Annotated in this window: 19 protein-coding genes; 16 read left to right on the top strand and 3 right to left on the bottom strand. The window is 62.5% G+C overall.

What is annotated here, in order from left to right; all coding sequences use genetic code 11:
- The 7 genes from G520_RS0108515 to G520_RS0108485 form a co-directional block, all read left to right on the top strand.
- A partial coding sequence (locus G520_RS0108515) for a phosphoketolase family protein (RefSeq protein WP_028535276.1) occupies window positions 1-323 on the top strand: 323 nt, incomplete at its 5' end.
- 319 nt (window positions 324-642) lie between these two features.
- Window positions 643-2,049 (top strand): PTS ascorbate transporter subunit IIC, encoded by a 1,407-nt coding sequence (ulaA, locus tag G520_RS0108510; protein WP_028535275.1) that lies wholly within the window; start codon window positions 643-645, stop codon window positions 2,047-2,049.
- Window positions 2,049-2,363, top strand: coding sequence for a PTS ascorbate transporter subunit IIB (ulaB, locus tag G520_RS0108505; RefSeq protein WP_028535274.1), 315 nt, complete (start codon window positions 2,049-2,051; stop codon window positions 2,361-2,363). The genes ulaA and ulaB overlap by 1 nt, the downstream gene beginning before the upstream one ends.
- A gap of 7 nt (window positions 2,364-2,370) precedes the next feature.
- A complete protein-coding gene (ulaC, locus tag G520_RS0108500) occupies window positions 2,371-2,844 on the top strand; it encodes a PTS ascorbate transporter subunit IIA (RefSeq protein ID WP_028535273.1) in 474 nt (157 codons plus the stop codon).
- A gap of 14 nt (window positions 2,845-2,858) precedes the next feature.
- Window positions 2,859-3,710 carry a pyridoxal phosphatase gene (locus G520_RS0108495; protein WP_051229277.1) on the top strand — a complete coding sequence of 284 codons (852 nt, stop codon included), beginning with the start codon at window positions 2,859-2,861 and terminating at the stop codon, window positions 3,708-3,710.
- 48 nt (window positions 3,711-3,758) lie between these two features.
- A complete protein-coding gene (locus G520_RS0108490; protein WP_028535271.1) occupies window positions 3,759-5,387 on the top strand; it encodes a methyl-accepting chemotaxis protein in 1,629 nt (542 codons plus the stop codon).
- 173 nt (window positions 5,388-5,560) lie between these two features.
- The gene (locus tag G520_RS0108485) at window positions 5,561-6,856 is read left to right on the top strand and encodes an NAD(P)/FAD-dependent oxidoreductase (protein WP_028535270.1); all 1,296 of its coding nucleotides are present in this window, start codon (window positions 5,561-5,563) and stop codon (window positions 6,854-6,856) included.
- Between the two features lie 83 nt (window positions 6,857-6,939).
- Here the strand turns inward: G520_RS0108485 and G520_RS22175 are convergent, their stop codons facing one another.
- The 3 genes from G520_RS22175 to G520_RS0108470 form a co-directional block, all read right to left on the bottom strand.
- Complete coding sequence (locus tag G520_RS22175; RefSeq protein ID WP_051229276.1) at window positions 6,940-8,352, bottom strand: HAMP domain-containing sensor histidine kinase; 1,413 nt, start codon at window positions 8,350-8,352, stop codon at window positions 6,940-6,942.
- Between the two features lie 6 nt (window positions 8,353-8,358).
- Window positions 8,359-9,048, bottom strand: a complete 690-nt coding sequence (locus G520_RS0108475) for a response regulator transcription factor (protein ID WP_028535269.1) — start codon at window positions 9,046-9,048, stop codon at window positions 8,359-8,361.
- Window positions 9,049-9,319: 271 nt separating this feature from the next.
- A complete protein-coding gene (locus tag G520_RS0108470; protein ID WP_211222790.1) occupies window positions 9,320-9,754 on the bottom strand; it encodes an Rrf2 family transcriptional regulator in 435 nt (144 codons plus the stop codon).
- Window positions 9,755-9,984: 230 nt separating this feature from the next.
- Between G520_RS0108470 and G520_RS0108465 the strand changes: the two genes are divergently transcribed.
- The 9 genes from G520_RS0108465 (at window position 9,985) to kdpE (ending at window position 23,900) form a co-directional block, all read left to right on the top strand.
- Window positions 9,985-11,052 (top strand): HD-GYP domain-containing protein, encoded by a 1,068-nt coding sequence (locus tag G520_RS0108465; RefSeq protein WP_028535267.1) that lies wholly within the window; start codon window positions 9,985-9,987, stop codon window positions 11,050-11,052.
- A gap of 40 nt (window positions 11,053-11,092) precedes the next feature.
- Entirely contained in the window at window positions 11,093-12,238 is a 1,146-nt protein-coding gene (locus G520_RS0108460; RefSeq protein ID WP_028535266.1) for an FIST signal transduction protein, read from the top strand.
- Window positions 12,239-12,248: 10 nt separating this feature from the next.
- Window positions 12,249-15,713 carry a PAS domain S-box protein gene (locus G520_RS23935; RefSeq protein ID WP_051229275.1) on the top strand — a complete coding sequence of 1,155 codons (3,465 nt, stop codon included), beginning with the start codon at window positions 12,249-12,251 and terminating at the stop codon, window positions 15,711-15,713.
- Between the two features lie 223 nt (window positions 15,714-15,936).
- On the top strand, window positions 15,937-16,026 hold the full coding sequence (gene kdpF / locus G520_RS24375) for a K(+)-transporting ATPase subunit F (RefSeq protein WP_084637543.1): 90 nt from the start codon (window positions 15,937-15,939) through the stop codon (window positions 16,024-16,026).
- Window position 16,027: 1 nt separating this feature from the next.
- A complete protein-coding gene (kdpA, locus tag G520_RS0108440; RefSeq protein WP_028535265.1) occupies window positions 16,028-17,836 on the top strand; it encodes a potassium-transporting ATPase subunit KdpA in 1,809 nt (602 codons plus the stop codon).
- Window positions 17,837-17,864: 28 nt separating this feature from the next.
- Entirely contained in the window at window positions 17,865-19,937 is a 2,073-nt protein-coding gene (kdpB, locus tag G520_RS0108435) for a potassium-transporting ATPase subunit KdpB (RefSeq protein ID WP_028535264.1), read from the top strand.
- A 10-nt stretch (window positions 19,938-19,947) separates the two neighbouring features.
- Entirely contained in the window at window positions 19,948-20,517 is a 570-nt protein-coding gene (kdpC, locus tag G520_RS0108430; RefSeq protein WP_036665802.1) for a potassium-transporting ATPase subunit KdpC, read from the top strand.
- Between the two features lie 9 nt (window positions 20,518-20,526).
- On the top strand, window positions 20,527-23,211 hold the full coding sequence (locus tag G520_RS0108425; RefSeq protein WP_028535262.1) for a sensor histidine kinase: 2,685 nt from the start codon (window positions 20,527-20,529) through the stop codon (window positions 23,209-23,211).
- Window positions 23,208-23,900, top strand: coding sequence for a two-component system response regulator KdpE (gene kdpE / locus G520_RS0108420; protein WP_028535261.1), 693 nt, complete (start codon window positions 23,208-23,210; stop codon window positions 23,898-23,900). Before G520_RS0108425 ends, kdpE begins: the two co-directional genes overlap by 4 nt.
- Window positions 23,901-23,984: the final 84 nt, after the last annotated feature.

Below are 23,984 nucleotides of genomic sequence, written 5' to 3'. Positions count from 1 at the left end.
CGGACAAGCCGATCGTGTTTGCGTTCCACGGCTACCCTTGGCTGATCCACCGTCTGACCTACCGTCGCAACGGTCACGACAACCTGCATGTGCGGGGGTATATCGAGGAAGGGACGACGTCGACGCCGTTCGACATGGTGGTGATGAACCAGGTTGACCGGTACACGCTGGCGATGGACGTGATCGACCGGGTGCCAGGGCTGAAGGGTAAAGGCGCGCATGCCCGGCAGCGGTTCGCGAACAAGCTGATCGAGCACAAGCAGTACATCCATGCGCACGGGGATGACATGCCGGAAGTCCGCGACTGGAAGTGGTCGTATTGAATGTAATTTCAGGCGTTCATGCGGCTTTTCTCGTTCGATTGCGGTGGTTTTTCTTTCGTAATTGATCGTTTAAAGTTTTCGATGAAAGGGGTACGTCTCGATCTAATCCATTGATAGTCAATGGCTTGGGCCGATTTTTTGCGGTGGAGGCGGAATTGAACGTTTGAACGGTTGGTTTGACCCCGGTCATGGATATGAATACTTTGCGCAGAATCGATTGATTCGCATTTTTTGCGGAGGGTAATATGGTCGGCGACGATGGGCGCACCGCCTGTGGCGGTGCCCCGCAACCTATCCTGTCCTCGCTTGGAGATGCGACGTGTTCGACGCCGCCTACCGTTTTATCGATATTTTTTACCGTCAGGTGCTTTCCCGTCCGGAGTTGTTGCTGGGCCTGGTGACCCTGCTCGGCAATGCCTTGTTGCGCAAAAAAATCGATATTCTGATCCAGAGCACGATCAAAACCATCGCCGGCTTCATGCTGTTGGAGCAGGGAGCACTGATGTTGGCCAAAACCTTCAGGCCGATTGTCGCGCAATTGTCGCTCGTGCATCACCTGGATGGGGCGGTATCGGATCCGTATGTGACGATGATGGCGGTGGTCGACGCCCTAGGCAGCAGCTATGTCCTGGTCGGGTATACCGTTCTGCTGGCCCTGTTGCTGAATATCGCGCTGATTCTCGGGCGACGGCTGACCGGGATAAGAACCTTGTTTCTGACCGGGCATGTGATGTTTCAGGAAGCCGGTCTGATCGTGGCCTTCTTTGTCCTGCAGCTCCATGCGGCGGCCTGGGTGACGGTACTGGGCTCGTCCTTGCTGACTGCCCTGTACTGGGGGATAGGCAGCAATCTGATCTACCGGCATACCGAAGCGGTGACCGGAGGCGCGGGTTTTTCGGTCGGACATCAGCAGCAATTCGTTTCGTGGCTGGCTTGCAAGCTGGCTCCCTTGCTGGGACGGGCCGAAGATAGCATTGAGAGCGTTTCGCTGCCGGGCTGGCTCGGGATGTTCCACGACAATCTGGTGGCGACGGTATTGCTGATGCTGCTGTTTCTGGGCGCGATCCTGTCCTCGCTCGGGTTCGGCCCCCTTCAACAGATGGCCGGCAGCAGCCACTGGACTGTCTATATCCTGGAAACGGCGATGATGTTCGCGGTCAGCATGGCCGTCATCATTCAGGGCGTGCGGCTGTTTGTCGCGGAGTTGAGCGAAGCGTTCCAGGGCATTTCGCAGCGTCTGATTCCGGGAGCGGTCCTGGCGATCGATTGTGCCGTCCTGTTTTCCTTTGCGCCGAATGCGGTGGCCTGGGGGTTTATCTGGGGCGCGCTGGGCCAACTGGCGGGGGTCGTGCTGCTGTGGGCGCTCGGCTCGCCGATCATGGTCATCCCCGGCTTTATCCCGATGTTTTTTTCCAATGCCACGGTGGGGGTCTACGCCAATCATTACGGCGGTTGGCGCGCCGCGATGAAGATTTGCCTGGTGCTCGGAATGCTGGAAATCGCAGGCAGTGCCTGGGCCGTGCACCTTTCCGGTCTAACGATGGGTTGGATGGGCATGGCCGACTGGGCGACGCTGATGCCGACGTTTATGCAGGGCATGCATGCCACGCCCTGGTTTGCCCTGTGTGTGGCGGCGGGGGCCGGCGCTTACATGTGGCGTGCCGGATCGGGGCTGCGCAAGACGGAAGACGCGGGCTGTGAAAGTTTGGAGCAAGGAGAACGGTAATGCGAGGAGTCAGGATTCTTTCGGTATGCGGCTGCGGACAAGGCAGTTCGATGATCATGAAGATGAAGATGGGGCAGTTCCTGCAGCAGCAGAGAATCGATCATCAGTTGCACAGCTGCGCGGTCGGCGAATACAAGGCCGAACTGCCCGGTTTCGATATCGTGGTCGCATCTACGCACCTGGCCGGCGAGATCCACCTGCCACCGGGCAAGTATCTGGTTGCCGTGCGCAATATGCTATCCGCTGAAGATTTCGGTCCGAAGCTGCTGGCTATCATCGACGCACATTTTGCTCACGCCCGGGGCCGGAGCTGAATGCACCATGAAATTGCGAGATTCACTGCTGCAGCACGATTCCATCGTGCTGCAGGCCGCGGCCGACGATTGGCGGCAGGCGGTGGCGATAGGTTGCGGCCGCTTGCAGAGCGCAGGGGTCGTCGATGAACGCTATTACCCGGCCATCTTGCGCAATGTCGGCGCACACGGGCCGTATTTTCTGCTGGCGCCCGGTATCGCCATGCCGCACGCGCGACCGCAGGATGGCGTCTTGCACAACGGCTTCGCCCTGGTCACTCTCGCGACGCCGGTCTGTTTCGGCGATCCGGATAACGATCCGGTCGACATTCTGGTGACGCTGGCGGCGGTCGATGCCCGCTCGCACAGCCAGGAAGGCATTTTGCAGATTGTCGCCTTGTTTGACGAGGCGACGAATTTCAATCGATTGCGCGCGTGCAGAACTCCGCAGCAGGTACTGGATCTGCTGGACGAAGCCCTGGCGGCGCAGCAGAAGTCTTGACGACAGGAAACCCGATGCCACACGCTACTCAGCCTCTGCGCTATCGTCTGCTTGCACTGGACCTCGATGGAACCCTGCTCAGCAGCGATCAGAGCATCCTGCCCGAGACGCGGGATGCCTTGTTCGAAGTCCGCCGCCGCGGCATCGACGTGGTCCTGGTCACGGGGCGCCAGCACATCATGGCGCACCCCTACCATGTCGAATTGGAGCTCGATGCTCCTGTCGTCTGTTGCAACGGCACGTATCTGTACGACTTCAAGCGCGGCGAAGTTCTGGCCAGCGATCCGCTCGGCCGCGACAGCGCGCTCGAACTGGTCAGTCACGGCCGGCGCAATGGCGTCGACATGGTGCTGTACATCGATCACATGATGACCTGCGAGCGCTTCGACAAGCGCATGCAAAGCCTGAAGGACTGGGCCGCCACCGTGCCCGAGGCCCTGCGCCCCGATCTGCGGCTGAGCGCGCACGGTTTCGAAGCGGACATCGCTGCCGCGGACCAGGTGTGGAAAATGGTGGTGTCGCATGATGATCCGGCCCGTATCGCCCATTTTGTCGAAGAGATCTCCGGAGTGTTGCCGGTGTCCTGCGAGTGGTCGTGGCAGAATCGGGTCGATGTGACCCGCGTCGGCAACAGCAAGGGAAAACGTCTGGCCGAGCTGGCGCAGCAACGCGGCATCGCCGCGTCCGAGGTGATCGCTTTTGGCGACCACCTCAACGATCTGAGCATGCTGACGTATGCCGGGATGGGCGTGGCGATGGGAAATGCGGAGCAGGAAGTGCGGGATCGTGCCGATCATGTGACTGCCAGCAACGATGAGAACGGAATCGCCAAAGCCCTGCAGCGGCTGGTGCTCGCCAGTCACTGATGCTGGAAGCGGCTGCACGTGAAATGGATCTGCTTAAAGGGAAATGACATGAAGATCAAGCAATCGATTGCGATCGTTTTCATCTTGCTACTGCTACTGAGTATGGCGCCGTTTGGCGTGAGTGTAGCGGAGAGGCAGCAGCGCGCTCTGGGCAATGCATCGATTCTGGCACTGAAAAACTACAATGATTCTCTGGTCGCGGTGGGCATTCAGATCCGCGGCATTCAGAACGCGTTCCTGCGCGCGACGATGGATAGCGAGCATGGCAGTCCGCAGGCGGCGGCCTCGTTTGCCATTTTCTCGGAGCGCAACGCACACCTCGGCAACGTGATCGCCGCGGCCGCCGATTCGTTTCGCAAGGCGCAAGCGGCGGTCGCCGCGCAGGGGGCCGCCAGACTGGACACGGCGAACTTCGAGAGCGTGGAAGGCAAGGCCAACAGCTACCGTGCGGCCATCGACCAGGTGCTGCGCAGCCGGCAATTGAGCATCGCATCGATAGATCAGGTCGCCGGCTATATCAATCAGGCGCTCTCCGGGACCAAGAAGGAAACCGATGCCAGCGATGCCATCATCAAGCGTGTCAATCAGGACGAGAGGGACGATGCCGCCCGCTACCGGTGGTTGTATGCCGTCGCGCTAGCCGTCAACGTCGCAGCCATTCTGCTGATTTTCCTGGCCATCGGTTCGCGCGTATTGCGCCCGCTTGCGCGCGCATCCAGCCTGCTTGACAGCATAAGGCAGGGCAATCTCGGGGTGACGGTGGAAGGTGGGCGGCGCGATGAAGTCGGGCAGTTGCTCAACGCCCTGCACGCGATGGCGGCACAGCTCGCCTCCATGGTGCGTACCATCCGCGATAATGCCGGCAATGTGAGCTCGGAGCTGTCTTCGCTTAATGCATCGTCCGGGGAAGTCCTCTCCGCCTCGCAGGCGCAGTCTGCGGCGACGGAAGCCATGATGCGCTCGCTGTCGGGCATGTCGAGCGGCATCGCCGACATCGTCGGCGCGGTAGCCGCCTTGCAAGCCCAGTCGGATTCCAGTCTTGGCATGACGCGCTCGGGAATCGAGCGTCTGCATCAACTGGTCGGCGAGGCCGAAACCGCCAAGGGTGCGATGAGCGATGTGGCGTCCTCGGTGCAGGATTTTCTTGAGCGCACGCGGCGTATTACCGATTTGACACGCCAGGTACGCGAAATCGCGGAGCAGACCAACCTGCTGGCGCTCAATGCGGCTATCGAAGCGGCGCGCGCCGGAGAGCAGGGGCGCGGGTTTGCCGTTGTCGCCGACGAAGTCCGCAAGCTGGCCGAACGGTCGGGCCAGGCGGCCAGTCAGATCGATCTGGTTACGCAGGAGCTGGGCAGTCAGTCGGCAGTGGTCGAGCGCTCGATCGCGACCGGCATCGACGCGATCGAGTCCAGCCTGACGCGTGTCGCCGCTGTCGAAGAATCGATGGAGGCCGCCGTTTCAGCGGTCGAGGAAGCGAATAGCGGGGTGCAGGGGATTGTGTCGGCCGCGCGGGAGCAAGAGTCGGAAATTCACGCCATCGACAGCTCCATGCGCGAGGTGCAGGCTCTGGCCGATACCAATCGCCAGGCGGTCGCCGACTCTGCCGGTACCGCGCAGCGGATCGCGCGCGAGGCCGACGATCTGTCGCGCGCCGTGGCGGCGTTTTCTTTATGAGGCGACGGCCGCTATAAATCCATTTTATTAAAGCGGGATTATGCATTGCGCCGGAGGCGTATAAGTAGATATACTAATCGGTATACAATTCAAGCGTCAGGATCGTCGCGGCTCACGCTATCGCCGCCGCACCGGCCTGGCAATACCGATTTTCTCTCTCTGGTGCAAATACCATGTCCCATCGCATCGTAATCGTAGGCGGAGGCGCCGCCGGCCTCGAGCTGGCCACCCGCCTGGGGCGTACCCTGGGCAAACAGGGCCTGGCCCGCGTCACGCTGGTCGACGCCAACCTGACCCATGTCTGGAAACCGCTATTGCATGAAGTGGCGGCCGGGGTGCTCAATTCCTCGGTGGATGAGCTCAACTATGTAGCGCAGGCACGCTGGAATCATTTCAATTTTCAGCTCGGCCGGATGATGGGGCTGGACCGCGACAAGAAAACCGTTCGCCTGGCCGCTATCGCCAACGAACAGGACGGCGAACTGGTTGCCGAGCGCGAACTCGGGTATGACACGCTGGTGATCGCCGTCGGCAGCCAGTCCAATGATTTCGGCACGCCCGGCGTCGCCGAGAATTGCATCTTCCTCGACTCGCGCGCCCAGGCCGACCGTTTCCATCGCCTGTTGCTGCAGCACTATATGCGCGCTTCGTCGAGCCCCGAAGGGGATGCCAACCACAAGATCAATGTCGCCATTGTCGGTGCCGGAGCGACCGGCGTCGAATTGTCGGCCGAATTGCGCCATACCTCGCAGGAACTGGCCGAGTACGGGCTGGCGATCCGGCCGGAAGATGTGAGCATTACCCTGATCGAGGCCGGGGCGCGCATTTTGCCCGCTCTGCCGGAGAGGCTGTCGGTGCAGGCTGCGCAAGCCTTGTCCGCCATCGATGTCACGGTGCTGACCGGCTCTGCGGTTCGTGAAGTCGGGCCGGACAGCCTGACCCTTGCCGGCGGGGAGGTGATTCCCGCCCACCTGCGGGTCTGGGCGGCCGGCATCCGCGCGCCAGCCTTCCTCAAGGACCTGGGGGGGCTGGAGAACAACCGCATCAATCAGCTGCTGGTATTGCCCACGCTGCAGACGACGCGCGACGAAAACATTTTCGCGCTCGGCGATTGTGCCGCCTGCCCGATGGGGGATGGCAAGTGGGTGCCGCCGCGTGCCCAGGCTGCGCGGCAACAGACGGCGACGCTGGCGCGCACGCTGGAGCGCCGTCTGCGCGGGCGTTCGCCGATTCCTTTTGCTTATAAGGATTACGGTTCGCTGGTTTCGCTGTCGCGCTTCTCTGCGGTCGGCAATCTGATGGGCAATCTGACCGGTACCCATATGATCGAAGGTCGGCTCGCGCGCATGTTCTACATTTCCTTGTATCGCATGCACCAGATGGCGCTGTATGGAAAACTGCGGACCTTGTTGCTGATCATCTCTGGCCGGCTCGGCCGCAGCACTGCGCCGCGGCTCAAACTGCACTGAAAACGGCAGACGCCCCGTCGCCCGATGGGCGGCGGGGCGTCTGATCTTCAAGCGGCGGCGGCGGCCTTCGGTCCGCGCGGGATTCAGGACGGGCTGTCTGCGGTCAGGCCGTCTGTTTCGTCGGGGCAGCCCAGGAACAGCGGCAGGGTGATCACGACGCGCAGGCCGCCGCCCTGGCGGCCAAGGGCGCATATGCTGCCGCCGTGGCTCTCCAGTATCTGCTGTGCAATGGCCAGTCCGAGACCGTGGCCATCGGCCTGATTGCCGGAGCTCCCGCGGAAGAAGGGCTCGAATATCCGCGTCAGTTCCGCTTCCGGCACGCCAGGCCCTCTGTCTTCTACCGTCAGGCACCAGCGCGCCGCCTCCTTGTCCAGCGTGGCGGCGATCTCTACCACGCCATCCTGCGGGCTGTACTTGATCGCATTGCGTACCACATTCTCGATGGCCCTCTGCAGCAGCTCCGGATTGCCGATCACGCAGGCTTCGGTATTCTGGCTTGCGTCTATCCAGCATCCTTTGCTGCGGGCCTCGAGGGACGCGTCATCGGCGACATGGCCGAGCACTTCGGCCATGGCCACCGGGTCGCGAACGGTGCCGATCACGCCGGATTCCAGCCGCGACAGGGTCAGCAGCTCCTCGACCAGTTGATCCATGCGCTCTGTCTCGCGTTCGATGCGGTCGAGAAAGGCCTCCAGCCGTTCCGGCTGCTGCCGCAGCAGACCGATCACGGCCTGCATGCGCGCCATGGGCGAGCGAAGCTCGTGCGAGACATCGTGCAGCAGACGGCGCTGCCCGTCCATCAGGCAGCGCAACTGCCGGGTCATGCGGTCGAAGTCGTGGCCGAGATCAGCCAATTCGTCGCGGCGGCGCCCCATGGATTGCGCCAGATTGGCATCCAGCTTGCCGTCGCCCGCGCCAGTGAATGCCGCGCGCAGGATACGGATCGGCTTGGCCACGTACCAGGCGATCGTGGCCGCAGAAAGGAGGCCGGTGATCAGCGACAGCAGGAAGGGCAGAACGGGGAGGCCGAGGACGTGCGACGCCTCCTGCGGCGGGGGGGGAGGTCTGCTGATCTCGCCACCGGGGGGCAGCCGGACGTGACTGTGTTCCGGTTCGAACACGATGAACTGTCCGCCGTCGGGGTCTATCACCTTGCGTACCGCACCCTGTTCGGGCTCCTGGGTAACCATGAAGCGCAAGGCTTCGATGGTCTCTTTGCCGACCGGGCGGCCGAGCAGTTCGCGGTCGTCGCGGCCCAGTGCATAAATCGGGGGATAGGGTACGTTGCGGATGAACAAGGTGAGCGCCTGCCGACCGCCGAAACGCAGCGTGGCCGCGGCCGCCTCGGTGCGGCTGGCGGCGACCGGGCTGGTATTCACCCCGGCTACGGCATCGGGGCGATGCGACCCGCCCCAGAGCAGACGCCCGATGCCGAAGGACGCGATCAGCTGGGCGAGCAGGACGAAGCAGAAGAATTTCCAGAATAATCGACCCACCCGTGCTCACTCCCGAATCAGTTGATACCCCTGGCGGTACACCGTCTGGATGGTTGACCTGCCATCGGGCAGGGGGCCGAGCTTGTGGCGGATGCTGCTGAGATGAACGTCGATGCTGCGGTCGTAGCGAGTCAACGCGCGGCCGAGCCCCTGCTCGGACAGTTCGTTTTTGCTGACGGTACGTCCGGCGTGCCGCGCAAGAACTTCCAGCAGGTTGAATTCGGTGCTCGTGAGTTCGAGCGTTTTCCCCTCCCATACCGCACGGCGTTGCTCGGGCCACATTTCCAGATTGCCGACCTTGATCGGCCCGCTCGCCGTTTCCACCCGGACTTCGCCTTGCGTGCGGCGCAGGATCGCGCGGATGCGCGCCGCAAGCTCGCGCGGTGTGCAGGGTTTGGCGACATAATCATCCGCACCGAGTTCGAGTCCGACGATACGGTCGGTATCGTCTCCGCGCGCCGTCAGCATGATGACCGGGATACGGCTTGAAATGCGGATGCGTGCCAGAGCTTCGATGCCGCTGAGCCTTGGCATCATGACATCGAGCACCACGATCGAATAGTCGCCGCTGAGTGCATGGGCGACGCCGTCTTCTCCGTTATAAACGGCTGACGCTTCATAACCTTCTCGCTCAAGATATTCCTTGAGCAGGTCGACCAAAACGACATCGTCGTCAACAAGTAAAACCTTTGTCATCTTGTCATTCGCCATCTGTAATTAACCGGCAGTTCGTATTGTAACCATGCATTGTCGGTAAACTGTGGAGATCCACGGTCGATCGCGATGAAGGCGTAGCCGGCGCGCGACAGTGGCGCCGTCGGAGCTATCGTCAGTGGTGTGTAGCCGGCGTACGGCGTGCCGACGGGGCTAAAATTATCACCGATATCTGCAAAAATGCTCGGGTTTTACCGCGTCTTAACAAAATATAACGTTATCTGTGCCATGGGCACGCGCGTCACCGGTTTGATCAGGCGGGATGGGCTTCCAGCTGCAGTTTTTCGACGACATCGGCGACGCTGATATCGGCCAGCGTCGCCTGCATGGCGGCCTCGGCGCGATCGATCACGTTCTCGAGCACTTCCGTGATACGGCATCCGACCGGGCAATGGGTGTTGGGGGCGCTGTGGTGCAGGCTGAGTACGACCGGATCGTCGACTGCGCGGTAGATCTCCAGCAAGGGAATGTCGCTTGGAGCACGGGCGAGCGAAGTCCCGCCGTTGGCGCCCATGCAGGCGCGGGTGAGTCCGGCGTTGCCGAGCATGACCAGGATGCGGCGGATCATGGCCGGGTTGGTATTGACGCTGGCTGCAATGTAGGACGACGGGACCGGCGTGCTCTTGAGAGCGAGCAGGGTCAGGATGTGGACGCTGACGGCAAAACGGCTGCTTTTGTTCATCTTCATGGACTCGGGATATGTGTAACCATGATAGACACATCTAAATTGGCTGGCAAGCCTGCGCCGCCCCCTCCGCGCCGGGCCTCCCGTCGCAATAGGGGTATCCCGATATTTTGACAATTCATATGACATTATGTCATGCGCTATTCCGGCAAAGTACGTATTCATATTCGATAATGCTTTAAGAAGGCACTGCTTTCGGATAACGCATGGATCCAACATAGGGACGGGACGGCATGGCGATTTTGATCGTGGATGATAACCCCACCAATCTGGTGTTGATGAGTGCGCTGACTCTGGCGGTGGACAGCCGTGCCGCCATGACGTTCGAGCAGCCGCTGGAGGCGTTGGAGTGGTGCCGTACGGCGGCCCCGGATCTGGTCTTGCTCGATTTCATGATGCCCGATATCGACGGACATGAATTTATCCGCCGCTTTCGCTTGTTGCCGGGCTGCGACGACGTTCCCATCGTCATGGTGACGACGGCGGACGAGAAGGCAGTGAGGCAGGAGGCGCTGGAACTCGGTGTGTCCGAATTTCTCGCCAAGCCGGTCGATGCCGTCGAGTTCAGGTTGCGTGTGCGCAATCTGCTGGCCCTGCGCCATGCGCAGACACAGCTCAAGCATCGCAGCGAATGGCTCGCACTGGAAGTGGAGCGCGCGACGCGCACGATACGGGAGCGCGAGCAGGAACTGGTGTTCCGCCTGTCGCGCGCGGCTGAATTCCGCGATCCGGAAACCGGCTCTCACCTGCGGCGCATGGCGGCTTATGCTGTTCTGATCGCCGAGAGTCTGGGTTGCGACGAGGGCTTCATCGACTCGCTGCGATTGGCCGCTCCCATGCACGACATCGGCAAACTCGGTGTGCCGGATTATATCCTGCTCAAACCCGGTCGCCTGTCGGACGAGGAGCTGATCATCATGCGCAGTCATGCTGTCGTCGGCGCCCGGATTTTGTCGGGCAGCATTTCGCCCTTGATACGCATGGCCGCAAGCATTGCGCAGTCGCATCACGAGAAGTTCGACGGCAGCGGCTATCCGGACGGCTTGCAGGGCGATGCGATTCCGCTAGTGGCGCGCATCGTGGCGGTAGCCGATGTGTTTGATGCCTTGACGACCACACGGCCGTATAAATTGCCGTGGAGCGTGGATGAAGCGCGCGAGTACATCCTGTCCGAGCGCGGCCGCCATTTTTGTCCCTCCTGCTGCGATGCCTTCGAGAGAGGGTGGGAGCAGGTGCTGGAAATCAGACGTTGTTTCCCGGAGGACCCTGCACAGGATCTTCCCGTCTTCGAATTGCTATGAGCATGGCCTGCTGCGGGCGTGCCGGTAGAGGTGCAGACTGATGAAGCTTCGTCAATGGACACTGGCCGCCAAGCCAGATATGGACAGGATCGCTCCGGACTGGCGCGGCGCCGATGTGATTCTGGTTTTCGGCGCAGTCGATTATTTCGAGGATAGCGCCTGGATGGCGCGGCTGCTGGCAACGGCGCCCGACAGCGTGTGGGTCGGCTGCTCGACCGCCGGCGAGATCGCGGGAGCCAATGTCTTCGATCACTCCTGCGTGCTGACCGCGCTCTCCTTCGCTCATGCCGACAGTCGGGTGGTGCTGTCGACGGCGCGACTCGCCCGGATGAGCGACTCGCATGCGGCCGGAGCGCGTCTCGCCGCGGGATTGCCTGCGGACGGGCTGCGTGCGGTGTTGCTACTGGGGACCGGCGTGGCGATCAATGGCAGCGCGCTGGTGCTAGGCGTTCAGAGCCAGGTCGCGCCCGATGTGCAGATATCGGGCGGCCTGGCGGCGGATGGCGGCGCCTTTGCCCGGACCTGGACGACCTGCGCGAGCGGTGCCGCGAGCGATCAATTGCTGGCGCTGGGTTTCTATGGGTCAAGGCTGGTGCTGGAGAACAGCTCTTTTGGCGGATGGGAAGCGTTCGGCCCGGCGCGCAAGATCACGCGTTGTCATGAGAACGTGTTGTTCGAGCTCGATGGCGAGCGGGCGCTGGATATCTACAAGCGCTACCTGGGAGAGTATGCAAGCCAGCTGCCCGCTTCGGGCCTGCTGTTTCCTTTCGACATGCTTGGCCCGGATCGGAGCGGCAGCAGTGGTGTGATTCGCACCATCCTGGGTGTGGATGAAGCGGCGGGCTCCCTGCTGCTGGCCGGCGATATCGATCCCGACGGCTATTTGCGCTTGATGCACTCGAGCACCGACAAGCTGATCCAGGGCGCGGAACACGCCGCGCAGGCGGTCGCTCCGGCCCTTGCCGGGTCCGAACAGATGCTGGCCTTGCTGGTCAGCTGCATCGGGCGCAAGCTGGTCATGGGCGATAGGGTGGAGGAGGAGGTCGAAGCGGTGATGGATACCCTCGGTCCCGATGTGATCGGCTGCGGATTCTATTCCAATGGCGAAATCAGCGAGGCGGCCGCCCGTACCGAGTGCCGCTTATACAACCAGACCATGACCATTACGCTGGTGGGAGAGCGGTGAGGACCTTCCTATGCATCAGACGCTGTACCGTCAGATAAAACGGTTTTGGGGCGTCGACCGGGTTGACGACTTGTCCGGGCTGTTTGCCGAGGCCGCCGCTCTCGCGCGCCAGGGCGGCGTGTCGCCAGCCCTGAGCGCACTGCTCGGCTCGCTGGAGTCCTTTACCGCGCGCGTCGACGGCAGTTATCAGCAGTACGAACGGGATCTCGATCTGCGCTCGCGCAGCCTTGAGCTGAGTTCGCAGGAGCTGACGACATTGAATGCAACCTTGCGCGAGGAGCTGCTGCAGCGCGATGACGCGATCAAGGCCTTGCGCGCGCTGGCGGCCGGCATGCTCGGCGAGCAGGGCGAACCAGGGGCGGCGGCGTTGCCCCAGGAGGACAGTCTGCTTGCCCTGTCGGGTTTGCTGCGGGATCTGGTGGAGCAGCAGGCGCGCGACCGGCTTGAATTGACCAATCTGCGCTTTGCCATGGATCAGCACGCGATCATCAGCATTACCGACACCGCAGGCCGCATCCTGTATGTGAACGACAAGTTTTGCGAGATCAGCGGCTATGAGCGCGATGAATTGATCGGCAATACGCATAGCCTGATCAATGCCGGCCATCACTCCGATGCCTTTTTCTCCGAAATGTGGACGGCTTTGGAGCAAGGCCGTTCCTGGCATGGCGAAATCTGCAACCGCAACAAAAATGGCGATCTGCACTGGGTCGAGGCGACCTTCGTCCCCTTTCTCGACGCCAGCGGCCATCCCTACCAGTACATTGCGATCCGCACGGATATCAGTGCCAATAAATTACTCTCCGAGCGCATCGCCGCCAGCGAGCGGCAGTACCGCAATGTGGTCGACAATATCCGTGAAGTGATTTTCCGCGTCGACATCGAAGGGCGCTGGCTATTCGTCAACCCGGCCTGGGAGGCCATTTCCGGCTACTCGCTGGAGGAGACGCTGGGCAAGCGGCAGGCGGATTTTCTGCTGCTTGACGATATGACGCCAGATTTTCCTATTCAGATCATGGAGTCCTCCGGTTTGCGCGGCGATGCCTGGCGCTATGAAGCGCGCGTGCACTGCCGTTCTGGCGAGGATCGCTATGTGGAGGTGTTCGCACGGCTGGATGCGAGCGAAGGCGGTGTCATGGGCGGCGCCATCGGCACGATGACCGACATCACCGAGCGGCGGCTCGCTCTCAGAAAGCTGAAGGAGAACCTCGATTTTGTCGACGCCCTCGTCGATTCGACCGCGATGCCGGTTTTCCTCAAGGACGAGCATGGCCGCTATCTGCGCTTCAACAAGGCCTTTCTCGAACTTGTCCAGATCGAAGCCGAGGTGTGGTTGAACAAGACATCGACTGAAATGTTCAGCATCGAAGATGTGGCCATGCACGCCGAAACCGACCGCCTGCTTTATCTGACCTTGCAGCCACAAACTTATGAAGCGACGTTGCGGCGTGCCGACGGTACGACCCTCGACGCCCTGATCAGCAAGGCGCCGTTGCGTCGTGCCGACGGCAGTTGCATCGGTCTGGTCGGCACCGCGCTCGACATCACCGACCGCAAGCGGGCCGAACGCAGCATGCAGCAGGCGAAAGAGGCGGCAGAGGCGGCCAGCCGGGCCAAGAGCGATTTTCTCGCGAATATGAGCCACGAAATCCGCACGCCGATGAATGGCATCATGGGCATGACCGATCTGGTGCTGGAAACCGAGTTGACCGCACAGCAGCGCGAGTATCTGGAGATCGTCAAATCGTCGTCCGATGCCTTGCTGCAGGTCATCAACGACATCCTCGATTTTTCCAAAATCGAAGCCGGAAAACTGACGCTGGAGACGATTCCCTTCGATCTGCCGCGCCTGCTGTCGGACACGCTGCGTGTCCTGTCGCTGAAAGCGTTCGAAAAGGGGCTCGATCTGGTCCTGGATCCCGAGCCTGATTTGCCGGTGCGTCTGTTGGGCGACCCCGGACGCTGGCGTCAGATCTTGATCAATCTGGTTGGCAATGCGGTCAAATTTACCGCCCGCGGCGAGGTGGTGGTCAAAGTGCGCGCCGACGGCGGCGATATCGTGATCGATGTCGTCGACAGCGGGATAGGTATTCCCGAGGACAAGCAGGCTCTGATCTTCGATGCGTTCTCCCAGGGGGATACCTCGACGACCCGCCGCTTTGGCGGCACCGGACTCGGGCTGTCCATCACGCGGCATCTGGTCGACATGATGGCGGGGACGATCTCGCTGTCGAGCCGTCCCGGACAGGGCAGTACGTTTAGCGTACGCCTGCCGCTGCGCACGGCGCCGGACGAGCGTGCGGCATCGGCGCCCGACCTGCGCGGCCGGACCTACCTGGTCGTCGACGACAACCCGGTGCAATTGGCAGTGCTCGCACGCGCGCTGGAACGGTGCGGGGCGCAGTGCATCTGCCAGGGGGCGGAGCAGAATGCGGTGGGCGCCGCTCTCGATTTTACCCGGCATTTCGACGCCTTTCTGATCGATCAGCAGATGCCGGGCATCAGTGCCTACGATCTGATTCTCAGCCTGCGCGCCTTGCCGCAGTGGCGGGCGGTGCCGGTGGTGATGCTCAGCTCGGGGGGGCTTCATCAGGAGGAGCGGGTGCGCTATCAGCAGGCCGGCGTGCGTGCCTTTCTGATCAAGCCGATCGCCCCCATCGAGTTGCAGGATGCCGTGGCGGCTCTGCTCAAGGGGGAAGCCTCGACGGAATCGACGGTGCCGCACAACGCCGAACGCAAAGGAGAGGCGTTGCGGGTGCTGGTGGCGGAGGATAACCCGGTAAACCGGAAGCTCGCGCAGAGCCTGCTGTTGCGCTGGGGGCATCGGCCGACCCTGGCCGGAGACGGGCGCGAGGCCGTGCGTTGCTACGGCCTCGCGCCATTCGATGTCGTGCTGATGGATGTCCAGATGCCGGAGATGAGCGGTTTCGAGGCGACGCACGCGATTCGCGAACTGGAGCGCGTGAGCGGGCGGCATGTGCCTATCGTGGCGATGACGGCCAATGCGATGGAGGGCGACCGCGAGAGTTGTCTCGCCGCCGGCATGGACGATTACTTGTCCAAGCCGCTGCAAATGGCCGCCTTGCAGAGCGTGCTCGAACGCATCGAACCGCAGGATGTCGCCGACCCGGTCTTTGATTATGCCGCCGCGCTGGCGGAGGCCGACCAGGAGGTGGTGAGACTGATCGCGCGCCATTTCCTCGACTATGTGCCGGGGGAACTCCAGGAAATCCGCGATGCGTTCGATCAGGGGGACATGGCAACGGTCGCACGCCATGCCCACGCACTCAAAGGGCTTTTTCAGACCTTCAACGCCCGTCCTGCGGCTGACGCCGCGCGCATCATCCAGGCCGAACTGAAAAACGGCGATTGCGCGCATATCCCCGCCCACCTGGCTCGGCTGGAAGCCGAGTTTGCCTTGCTGGTCCCCGCTCTCAACGGCTGGCTGGATTCGTCCATCACCACGGCCTCCTGATTCTTCCGCTTGCCGGGCTGCGCCGTGCGGGCGCGCTTTTTACGTCATTTTTATACCGGTTTATGTACTTTACAGACATCAAGATACCGACCCTGTTCATTCGGGCGGATTTTATTGTGTAAAGGAGGGGCCTCGTGGACCTGATCTATATCGGTTTGACCGTCGTATTTACCGCGCTGTGCGGGCTGCTGGCCGAGGGCTGTGCGCGGCTGGGAGGCAAGTCATGAGCGTTTACGTCGTCATCGGCGGCATCGCTTCCGCCTTGTTGCTGGTTTATCTGATTTACGCTTTGCTGAAGCCGGAGAATTTCTGAAATGACAAGCGATGCATTGCTGTTGCTGGGCGCGTTTCTGCTGGTGTTGCTGCTTCTGTCCTGGCCGCTGGGTGCCTATATCGCCGGGATACTGGGCAAGGATGCCTATGGACCGCGCAAATGGCTGGGGCGCGTCGAAAACGGGCTCTATCGTCTGGCCGGCGTCGATCCGGAGCAGGAGTCGGGCTGGAAACGCTATGCGCTCGACCTGCTCGTATTCAGTGTCGTCGGCGTACTGTTCGTTTACCTGATCCAGCGGGTTCAGGGCGCATTGCCGCTCAATTCGCAGGCGATGGGGGCGGTATCGCCCGACTCGGCGTTCAATACCGCGATTTCTTTCGTTACCAATACCAACTGGCAAGGCTATGGCGGCGAAAGCACGATGAGCTATCTGACCCAGATGGTGGCGCTGACGGTGCAGAATTTCTTCTCCGCCGCACTGGGCATCGCCGTTGTGGCGGCCTTGATTCGCGGCTTCGCCCGCCACGGTTCCGCCGTCGTCGGCAATTTCTGGGTCGACCTGACCCGCATTACCGTCTATGTCCTGCTGCCGCTGTCGCTGATCCTGTCGCTCGTTTTCGTCGGCCAGGGCGTGATCCAGAATCTGACGCCGTATCGCGACGTGACTACCGTACAGTCGACCGTCTACCAGCAAGCCAGGCTCGACAAGGCGGGAGCGCCGGTCAAGGATGCGTCCGGCAAGCCGGTGCTCGACACGATGACCTCGCGGACGCAGACGCTGGCGCTGGGGCCGGTCGCGTCGCAGGAAGCGATCAAGATGGTCGGCACCAATGGTGGCGGCTTCTTCAACGCCAACTCCGCACATCCGTTTGAAAACCCGACCCCGCTGTCCAACTTTGTGCAGATGCTGGCGATCTTCCTGATTCCGGCCGCCTTGTGTTTCACCTTCGGCCATATGGTCGGCGACCGGCGCCAGGGCTGGGCCGTGCTCGGCGCGATGACGGTGATTTTTGTCTGCGTCGCTTCCATCGGCTTCTGGGCCGAACAACGCGGCATTCCGCAACTGGACAGGCTGGGCGTCGATCAACATCTCGGCCTGCTGCAGGGCGGCGGCAATATGGAAGGCAAAGAGACGCGCTTCGGCATCAACGACAGCATGCTGTTCGCGGCCGTGACCACGGCGGCATCGTGCGGGGCGGTCAATGTGATGCATGATTCGCTGACGCCGCTCGGCGGCCTGGTGCCGACCTTCATGATGCAACTGGGCGAAGTGGTGTTCGGCGGTGTGGGTTCCGGCCTGTACGGCATGCTGATCTTCGCGATCCTGGCTGTGTTCATCGCCGGCCTGATGGTGGGGCGGACTCCGGAATACCTGGGCAAGAAGATCGAGGTCTTCGAAATGAAGATGACGGCGCTGACGATTCTGGTGACGCCGACGCTGGTGCTGGTGCTGACCGCCATCGCCGCGATGAGCGCGGCCGGTCGCGCCGGAATCGCGAACCCCGGCGCGCATGGGTTCACCGAGCTGCTGTATACCTTCAGCTCGGCCGCCAACAACAACGGCAGCGCCTTCGCCGGGGTGTCCGCGAATACGCCGTTCTTCAACATCATGACCGCGATCGCCATGTGGTTCGGCCGCTACTTCATGATCATTCCCATCCTGGCGATAGCGGGTTCGCTGGCGGCGAAAAAGCGCCTGCAAGTGACTTCGGGGACCTTGCCGACGCATGGCCCACTGTTCGTCGTCCTGCTGATCGGTACTGTCGTACTGGTCGGCGCCCTGAATTATGTACCCGCCCTGGCTCTGGGCCCTGTGGTGGAACATCTGCAGATGGTCCTCGCTCACTAAGCCCGCGCCGAAAAGGGAAAAACAAGCCATGCAAACCCATTCCGCATCAAAATCCATGTTCGATCCCGCGCTGCTCAAGCCGGCAGTGATCGACTCATTCCGCAAACTGTCGCCGAAAACGCAGTGGCGCAATCCGGTGATGTTCGTCGTCTTCATCGGCAGCATCATGACCACGCTGCTGCTGATACCGGCCGCGCAGGGCCACGGCGAGGCGCCGTTCGGCTTTATTCTGGCCATTGCCTTGTGGTTGTGGTTCACGGTGTTGTTCGCCAACTTCGCCGAAGCAATGGCCGAGGGCCGCAGCAAGGCGCAGGCCGCCAGCCTGCGCGCGGCCAAGCAGAACGTGGTGGCCAAGAAGCTATCGGCGCCGCGCCGCGACGCCAAGGTCAGCGTGATCGATGGCGCGAGCCTGCGCAAGGGCGACGTCGTACTGGTCGAGGCGGGCGACGTGATCCCGGTCGACGGCGAAGTCGTCGAAGGGGTGGCCTCGGTCGATGAATCGGCGATTACCGGCGAATCGGCCCCGGTGATCCGCGAGTCGGGCGGCGATTTCAGCTCGGTCACCGGCGGCACCCGCGTGCTGTCCGACTGGATCGTGGTCAAGATCACCGCCAACCCCGGAGAAACCTTTCTCGACCGCATGATCGCCATGGTCGAAGGCGCCAAGCGTCAGAAAACGCCGAACGAGATCGCACTGACCATTCTGCTGGTGGCCCTGACCATCGTGTTCCTGGTGGTGACGGTAACGCTGCTGCCCTTCTCGATGTTCAGCGTGGGTGTGGCTCACGTCGGCCACCCGATTTCGATTACGGTGCTGGTGGCCTTGCTCGTATGCCTGATTCCGACCACCATCGGCGGCCTGCTGTCGGCCATCGGCGTGGCCGGCATGAGCCGCATGATGGGCGCCAATGTGATCGCGACCTCGGGCCGTGCCGTGGAAGCCGCCGGCGACGTCGACGTGCTGCTGCTCGACAAGACCGGCACCATCACGCTCGGCAACCGTCAGGCCTCGACTTTCATTCCGGCAGCCGGGGTGAGCGAAGAGGCGCTGGCCGATGCCGCGCAACTGGCATCGCTGGCCGACGAAACGCCGGAAGGGCGTAGCGTCGTGGTGCTGGCCAAGCAGCGTTTCAATCTGCGCCAACGTGAATTGCAAGGGCATGAAGCGGTATTTATCCCGTTCTCGGCGACTACCCGCATGAGCGGCGTCGATTTCGGCGGGCGCCAGATCCGCAAGGGGGCGATCGACGCGATCCGCCGCCATGTGCAAGAGCAGGGGGGGGTATTTCCCGAGGCCGTGCTGCGTACGGTGGAAGAGGTGGCACGCCGCGGATCGACTCCGCTGCTGGTCTGCGAAGCCAATCGCGTGCTCGGCGTGATCGAACTCAAGGACATTGTCAAAGGGGGCATCAAGGAGCGTTTTGCCGAGCTGCGGCAGATGGGGATCAAGACCATCATGATCACCGGCGACAATCCGCTGACCGCCGCCGCGATCGCGGCCGAAGCCGGGGTCGACGATTTCCTGGCCGAAGCGACGCCGGAAAACAAGCTCGAGCTGATCCGCAGCCATCAGGCGCGCGGGATGCTGGTGGCGATGACCGGCGATGGCACCAACGATGCGCCGGCGCTGGCGCAGGCCGATGTGGCGGTGGCGATGAACACCGGCACCCAGGCGGCGAAGGAAGCCGGCAATATGGTCGATCTGGATTCGAATCCGACCAAGTTGATCGAGATCGTCGAGATCGGCAAGCAGATGCTGATGACGCGCGGTTCGCTGACGACCTTCTCGATCGCGAACGATGTGGCCAAGTATTTCGCCATCATCCCGGCGGCGTTCGCGGCGACCTACCCGCAATTGGGCGCGCTCAACGTCATGGGACTGAGCAGCCCGAACTCGGCCATCCTATCGGCGGTTATTTTCAACGCACTCGTCATCGTGGCGCTGATCCCGCTGGCGCTGAAAGGGGTCAGCTACCGTGCCCAGGCCGCTGCGCAACTGCTGCGCAACAACCTGCTGATCTATGGCCTGGGCGGCATCGCCGTTCCCTTCGTCGGCATCAAATTGATCGATATGGCCCTCACCCTGCTGGGTTGGGTCTAAGGAATACATCATGGCAAGCATTCGTCCCGCACTGGTCGTCTTTTCTACCCTGACCCTGCTGACCGGGCTGATCTATCCGCTGGCGGTGACCGGAGCCGCGCAGGCGGTCTTCCCGAACCAGGCCAACGGCAGCCTGATCGCCGTTGGCGACAAGGTCGTCGGCTCGTCTCTGATCGGACAGAACTTCACCGAGCCGCGCTATTTCTGGGGCCGCCTGTCGGCTACGTCTCCGATGCCGAACAATGCTGCCAATTCGGGCGGTTCGAATACCGGCCCGACCAACCCCGCCCTGCTGGATGAGGTCAAAGGCCGCATCGACGCACTGAAAGCGGCGGGGCCGGTTCCCGCCGGTCCGGTGCCGGTCGATCTGGTAACGTCGTCGGCCAGCGGCCTCGATCCGGAAATCACGCCGGCGGCGGCGTATTATCAGGTCATGCGTGTTGCCGCGCTGCGGCATCTGCCCGTGGACAAGGTCAACGCGCTGGTCGCCGGGCATGTGCAAGGCAAGACCTGGGGTATTCTGGGACAGCCGCGCGTCAATGTGCTGGAGTTGAACCTCGCCCTGGACCAACTTTCTTAGAAAGCATGAATGAACGACCAACGTCCTGATCCCGATGCCCTGCTCAATGAGCTGAAGCGGGAAGAAGAGGCGGCCCGGCGCGGGCGTCTGAAGATTTTCTTCGGCGCTTGCGCCGGGGTGGGCAAGACCTACGCCATGCTCGTCGCTGCCAGAAGCCGCCAGGCCGAAGGCGTCGACGTGGTCGTCGGCGTGGTGGAAACGCACGGTCGCAGCGAGACGGCGGCGCTGGTTCAGGGCTTGACGGTTCTGCCGCCCCGCAAGATCGACTACCGCGATCGCGTGCTCGACGAGTTCGATCTGGATGCGGCGCTCGCGCGCAAGCCGGCGCTGATCCTGATCGATGAATTCGCCCATTCCAATATCCCCGGTTCGCGCCACCCCAAGCGCTGGCAGGATGTCGAAGAGCTGCTTGCCGCCGGCATCGATGTCTATTCCACGCTTAACGTACAGCATCTGGAGAGTCTCAACGATGTGGTCGGGCAGATCACCGGCGTCGTCGTGCGCGAGACGCTGCCCGACCGCGTGTTCGACCTCGCCGACGAGGTCGCCCTGGTCGACTTGCCGCCGGACGAACTGCTGACCCGGCTGCAGGCGGGCAAGGTCTATCTGCCGGTACAGGCGCGGCGCGCCGGGCAGAATTTTTTCCGCAAGGGCAACCTTCTGGCCCTGCGCGAGCTGGCGCTGCGGCGCACGGCCGACCGTGTCGACGCCCAGATGCGCGCGTATCGCGCCGACCAGTCCATTCAGTCCGGCTGGCATGCGCGCGAGCGCTTGCTGATCTGCCTCGGACCCGGACCCGGCGGCGACAAGCTGGTGCGCAGTGCCAAGCGGCTGGCCGCCAGTCTCGACGCGGATTGGTTGTGCGTCTATGTGGAAACCCCCAAACTGCACCGCTTGTCCGACGAGAGACGCGACCGTGTGCTCAAGGTGTTGCACCTTGCGCAGGAACTGGGCGCGGAAACCAGCGTGCTGGCCGGGGCGTCGCTGGCCAGCACGCTGCTTGCCTATGCGTCCAGCCGTAATGTGTCGAAGCTGGTCGTCGGCCGCTCGATGCGTTCGCGGCTGTCGCAATTGCTGTCGCCATCGCTGGTCGATCAGTTGTCGCAGCATGCGCGCGATGTCGATGTCTATGTCGTCGCACATGAGATGAGCGACGATGTTTCGCCCAAGCGCGGCTCGGGGGGATTGCTGTTCGATGACCAGGCCGAGCAGCGCAAGCGCCTCGGCTACAGCGCGGCGGCGGCGAGCTGCGTCGTCGCGACCGGCGCCGCCGGTCTGCTGGCCCCGTATTTCGAGCTGTCCAACGTCATCATGCTCTACCTGCTGGAAGTGGTGCTCGTCGCGGTGCGCTTCGGACGCGGGCCGGGGGTGCTGGCATCGTTTCTGTCCGTGGCAGCCTTCGACTTCATTTTCGTGCCGCCGCGGCTCTCGTTCAGCGTCTCCGACACCCAGTATCTGCTGACCTTCGCCGTCATGCTGATCGTGGCGCTGATCATCAGCCAACTGACGGCCCGGCTCGGGTTCGAGGCTCACATCGCCACCTACCGCGAACGGCGAACGCGCGCCTTGTACGACCTCGGCCGCGAGCTGGCCGGCGCCCTGACTGCGGCGCAGATCGTCGAGAGCGGCATCAGCTACATCAGTGCCTTGTTCAATGCGCAATGCCGGATCTACCTGCCCAACAGCCAGGAACAAGTGAAGGTCGTCGGCGGCAGCGAGGCGGCGGCCGACAGCGGCGTGGCGCAATGGGTCTACGATCACCAGCAGCCCGCCGGACTCGGCACCAATACCCTGCCGTCCAGCCCCGACCTGTATGTCCCGCTCAAGGCGCCGATGCGTACGCGCGGAGTGCTGGCACTGCAGCCGGAAGATAGGCGGCAGGTCTTTCTACCCGAGCAGCAGCGCTTGCTGGAAACCTGCGCGGCCCAGGTCGCGCTGGCGCTGGAACGGGTACACTACGTCGAAGTGGCGCAGGATGCGATTGTGGCGATGGAGTCGGAACGCCTGCGCAACAGTGTACTGGCGGCCGTGTCGCATGATCTGCGCACGCCGCTGACGACGCTGGTCGGCCTGGCGACCCTGTTTGACCACGAGACCCTGAGCCCGGAGCAGCATCGCGACGTCGCGCATTCCATCCAGGATGAGGCGCTGCGCATGAACAGCCTGGTGACCAACCTGCTGGATATGGCGCGTCTGCAATCGGGCGTCCGCCTCAAGCGGCAGTGGCTGCTGCTGGAAGAAGTGGTCGGCAGTGCCGTGCGTGCCTCCGAACATGCTTTGTGCGACCATGTCCTCCGGATCGCGTTGCCGCCGTCCTTGCCGCTGCTGGAGTTCGACGAGGTGCTGATCGAGCGGGTGCTGGTCAATCTGCTGCAGAATGCCGGCAAATACACGCCATCGGGATCGCTCATCGTCCTGTCCGCGCGCGAAGCCGGCGACAATGTCGTGGTGAGCGTCACCGACAACGGCCCCGGGCTGCCTGCCGGCATCGAGTCGCATCTGTTCGACAAATTCACCCGTGGCGAGACCGAATCGGCCACCTCCGGCGTCGGCCTCGGCCTGTCCATCTGCCTTGCCATCGTCGAGGCGCACGGCGGAAGCATCGTGGCACGCAATGTCGAGCCGCACGGGGCCTGTTTCGAATTTACCCTGCCGGTCGGAACGCCGCCGCCGCTGCCGGAGCCTGAGGCATGAGTGACAAAATCCATATTGTCCTGATCGAGGACGAAAAATCGATCCGCCGCTTTCTGGCCACCGCGCTCGAGGCCGAGGGCATGGCCGTGTATGAGGCGGAGGGGGGCAGGCAGGGGCTGATCGAAGTGGAAACGCGCAAGCCGGATCTGGTGATCCTCGATCTCGGCCTGCCGGATATGGACGGGGTCGACGTCATTTACCGGCTGCGCGAGTGGTCGCAGATCCCCATCCTGGTGCTGTCGGCGCGGACGCAGGAGATGGAAAAAGTCGCGGCTCTCGATGCCGGCGCCGAGGATTATCTGACCAAACCCTTTGGCGTCGCCGAATGCATGGCCCGGGTGCGAGTGTTGCTGCGACGGCGCGTCGCCGGCAGCGCGGCGCCGCAGCAGGTGTTCCGTTTCGGGGATGTCCGGGTCGACCTGGTTGCGCGCCAGGTGTTCAAGGGCGAACAGCTGGTGAAGTTGACGCCGATCGAATATCGCTTGCTGACCTCCCTGATCAGCGAGGCCGGCCGCGTCATCACGCACCGCGAGCTGCTGCGCATGGTATGGGGGCCGTCCTTTTCCGAGAGCAACCACTATCTGCGCGTCTATATGGGACATTTGCGGCAGAAGCTGGAAGACAATCCCGCGCTGCCCAGCCATATTCTGACCGAGACCGGCGTCGGTTATCGTTTGAACGAGCACTGAGCGCCCGTACCCGCGACCGGCCGCCGGCTGCGTCAAGCACGCGCGGCTTGTTGTACAATTCCCGTTGATCCTTCATTACGGCTC

This window comes from Paludibacterium yongneupense DSM 18731 (assembly GCF_000422925.1).
Classification (GTDB): domain Bacteria; phylum Pseudomonadota; class Gammaproteobacteria; order Burkholderiales; family Chromobacteriaceae; genus Paludibacterium; species Paludibacterium yongneupense.
This window is presented reverse-complemented; position numbering and strand designations above follow the sequence as displayed.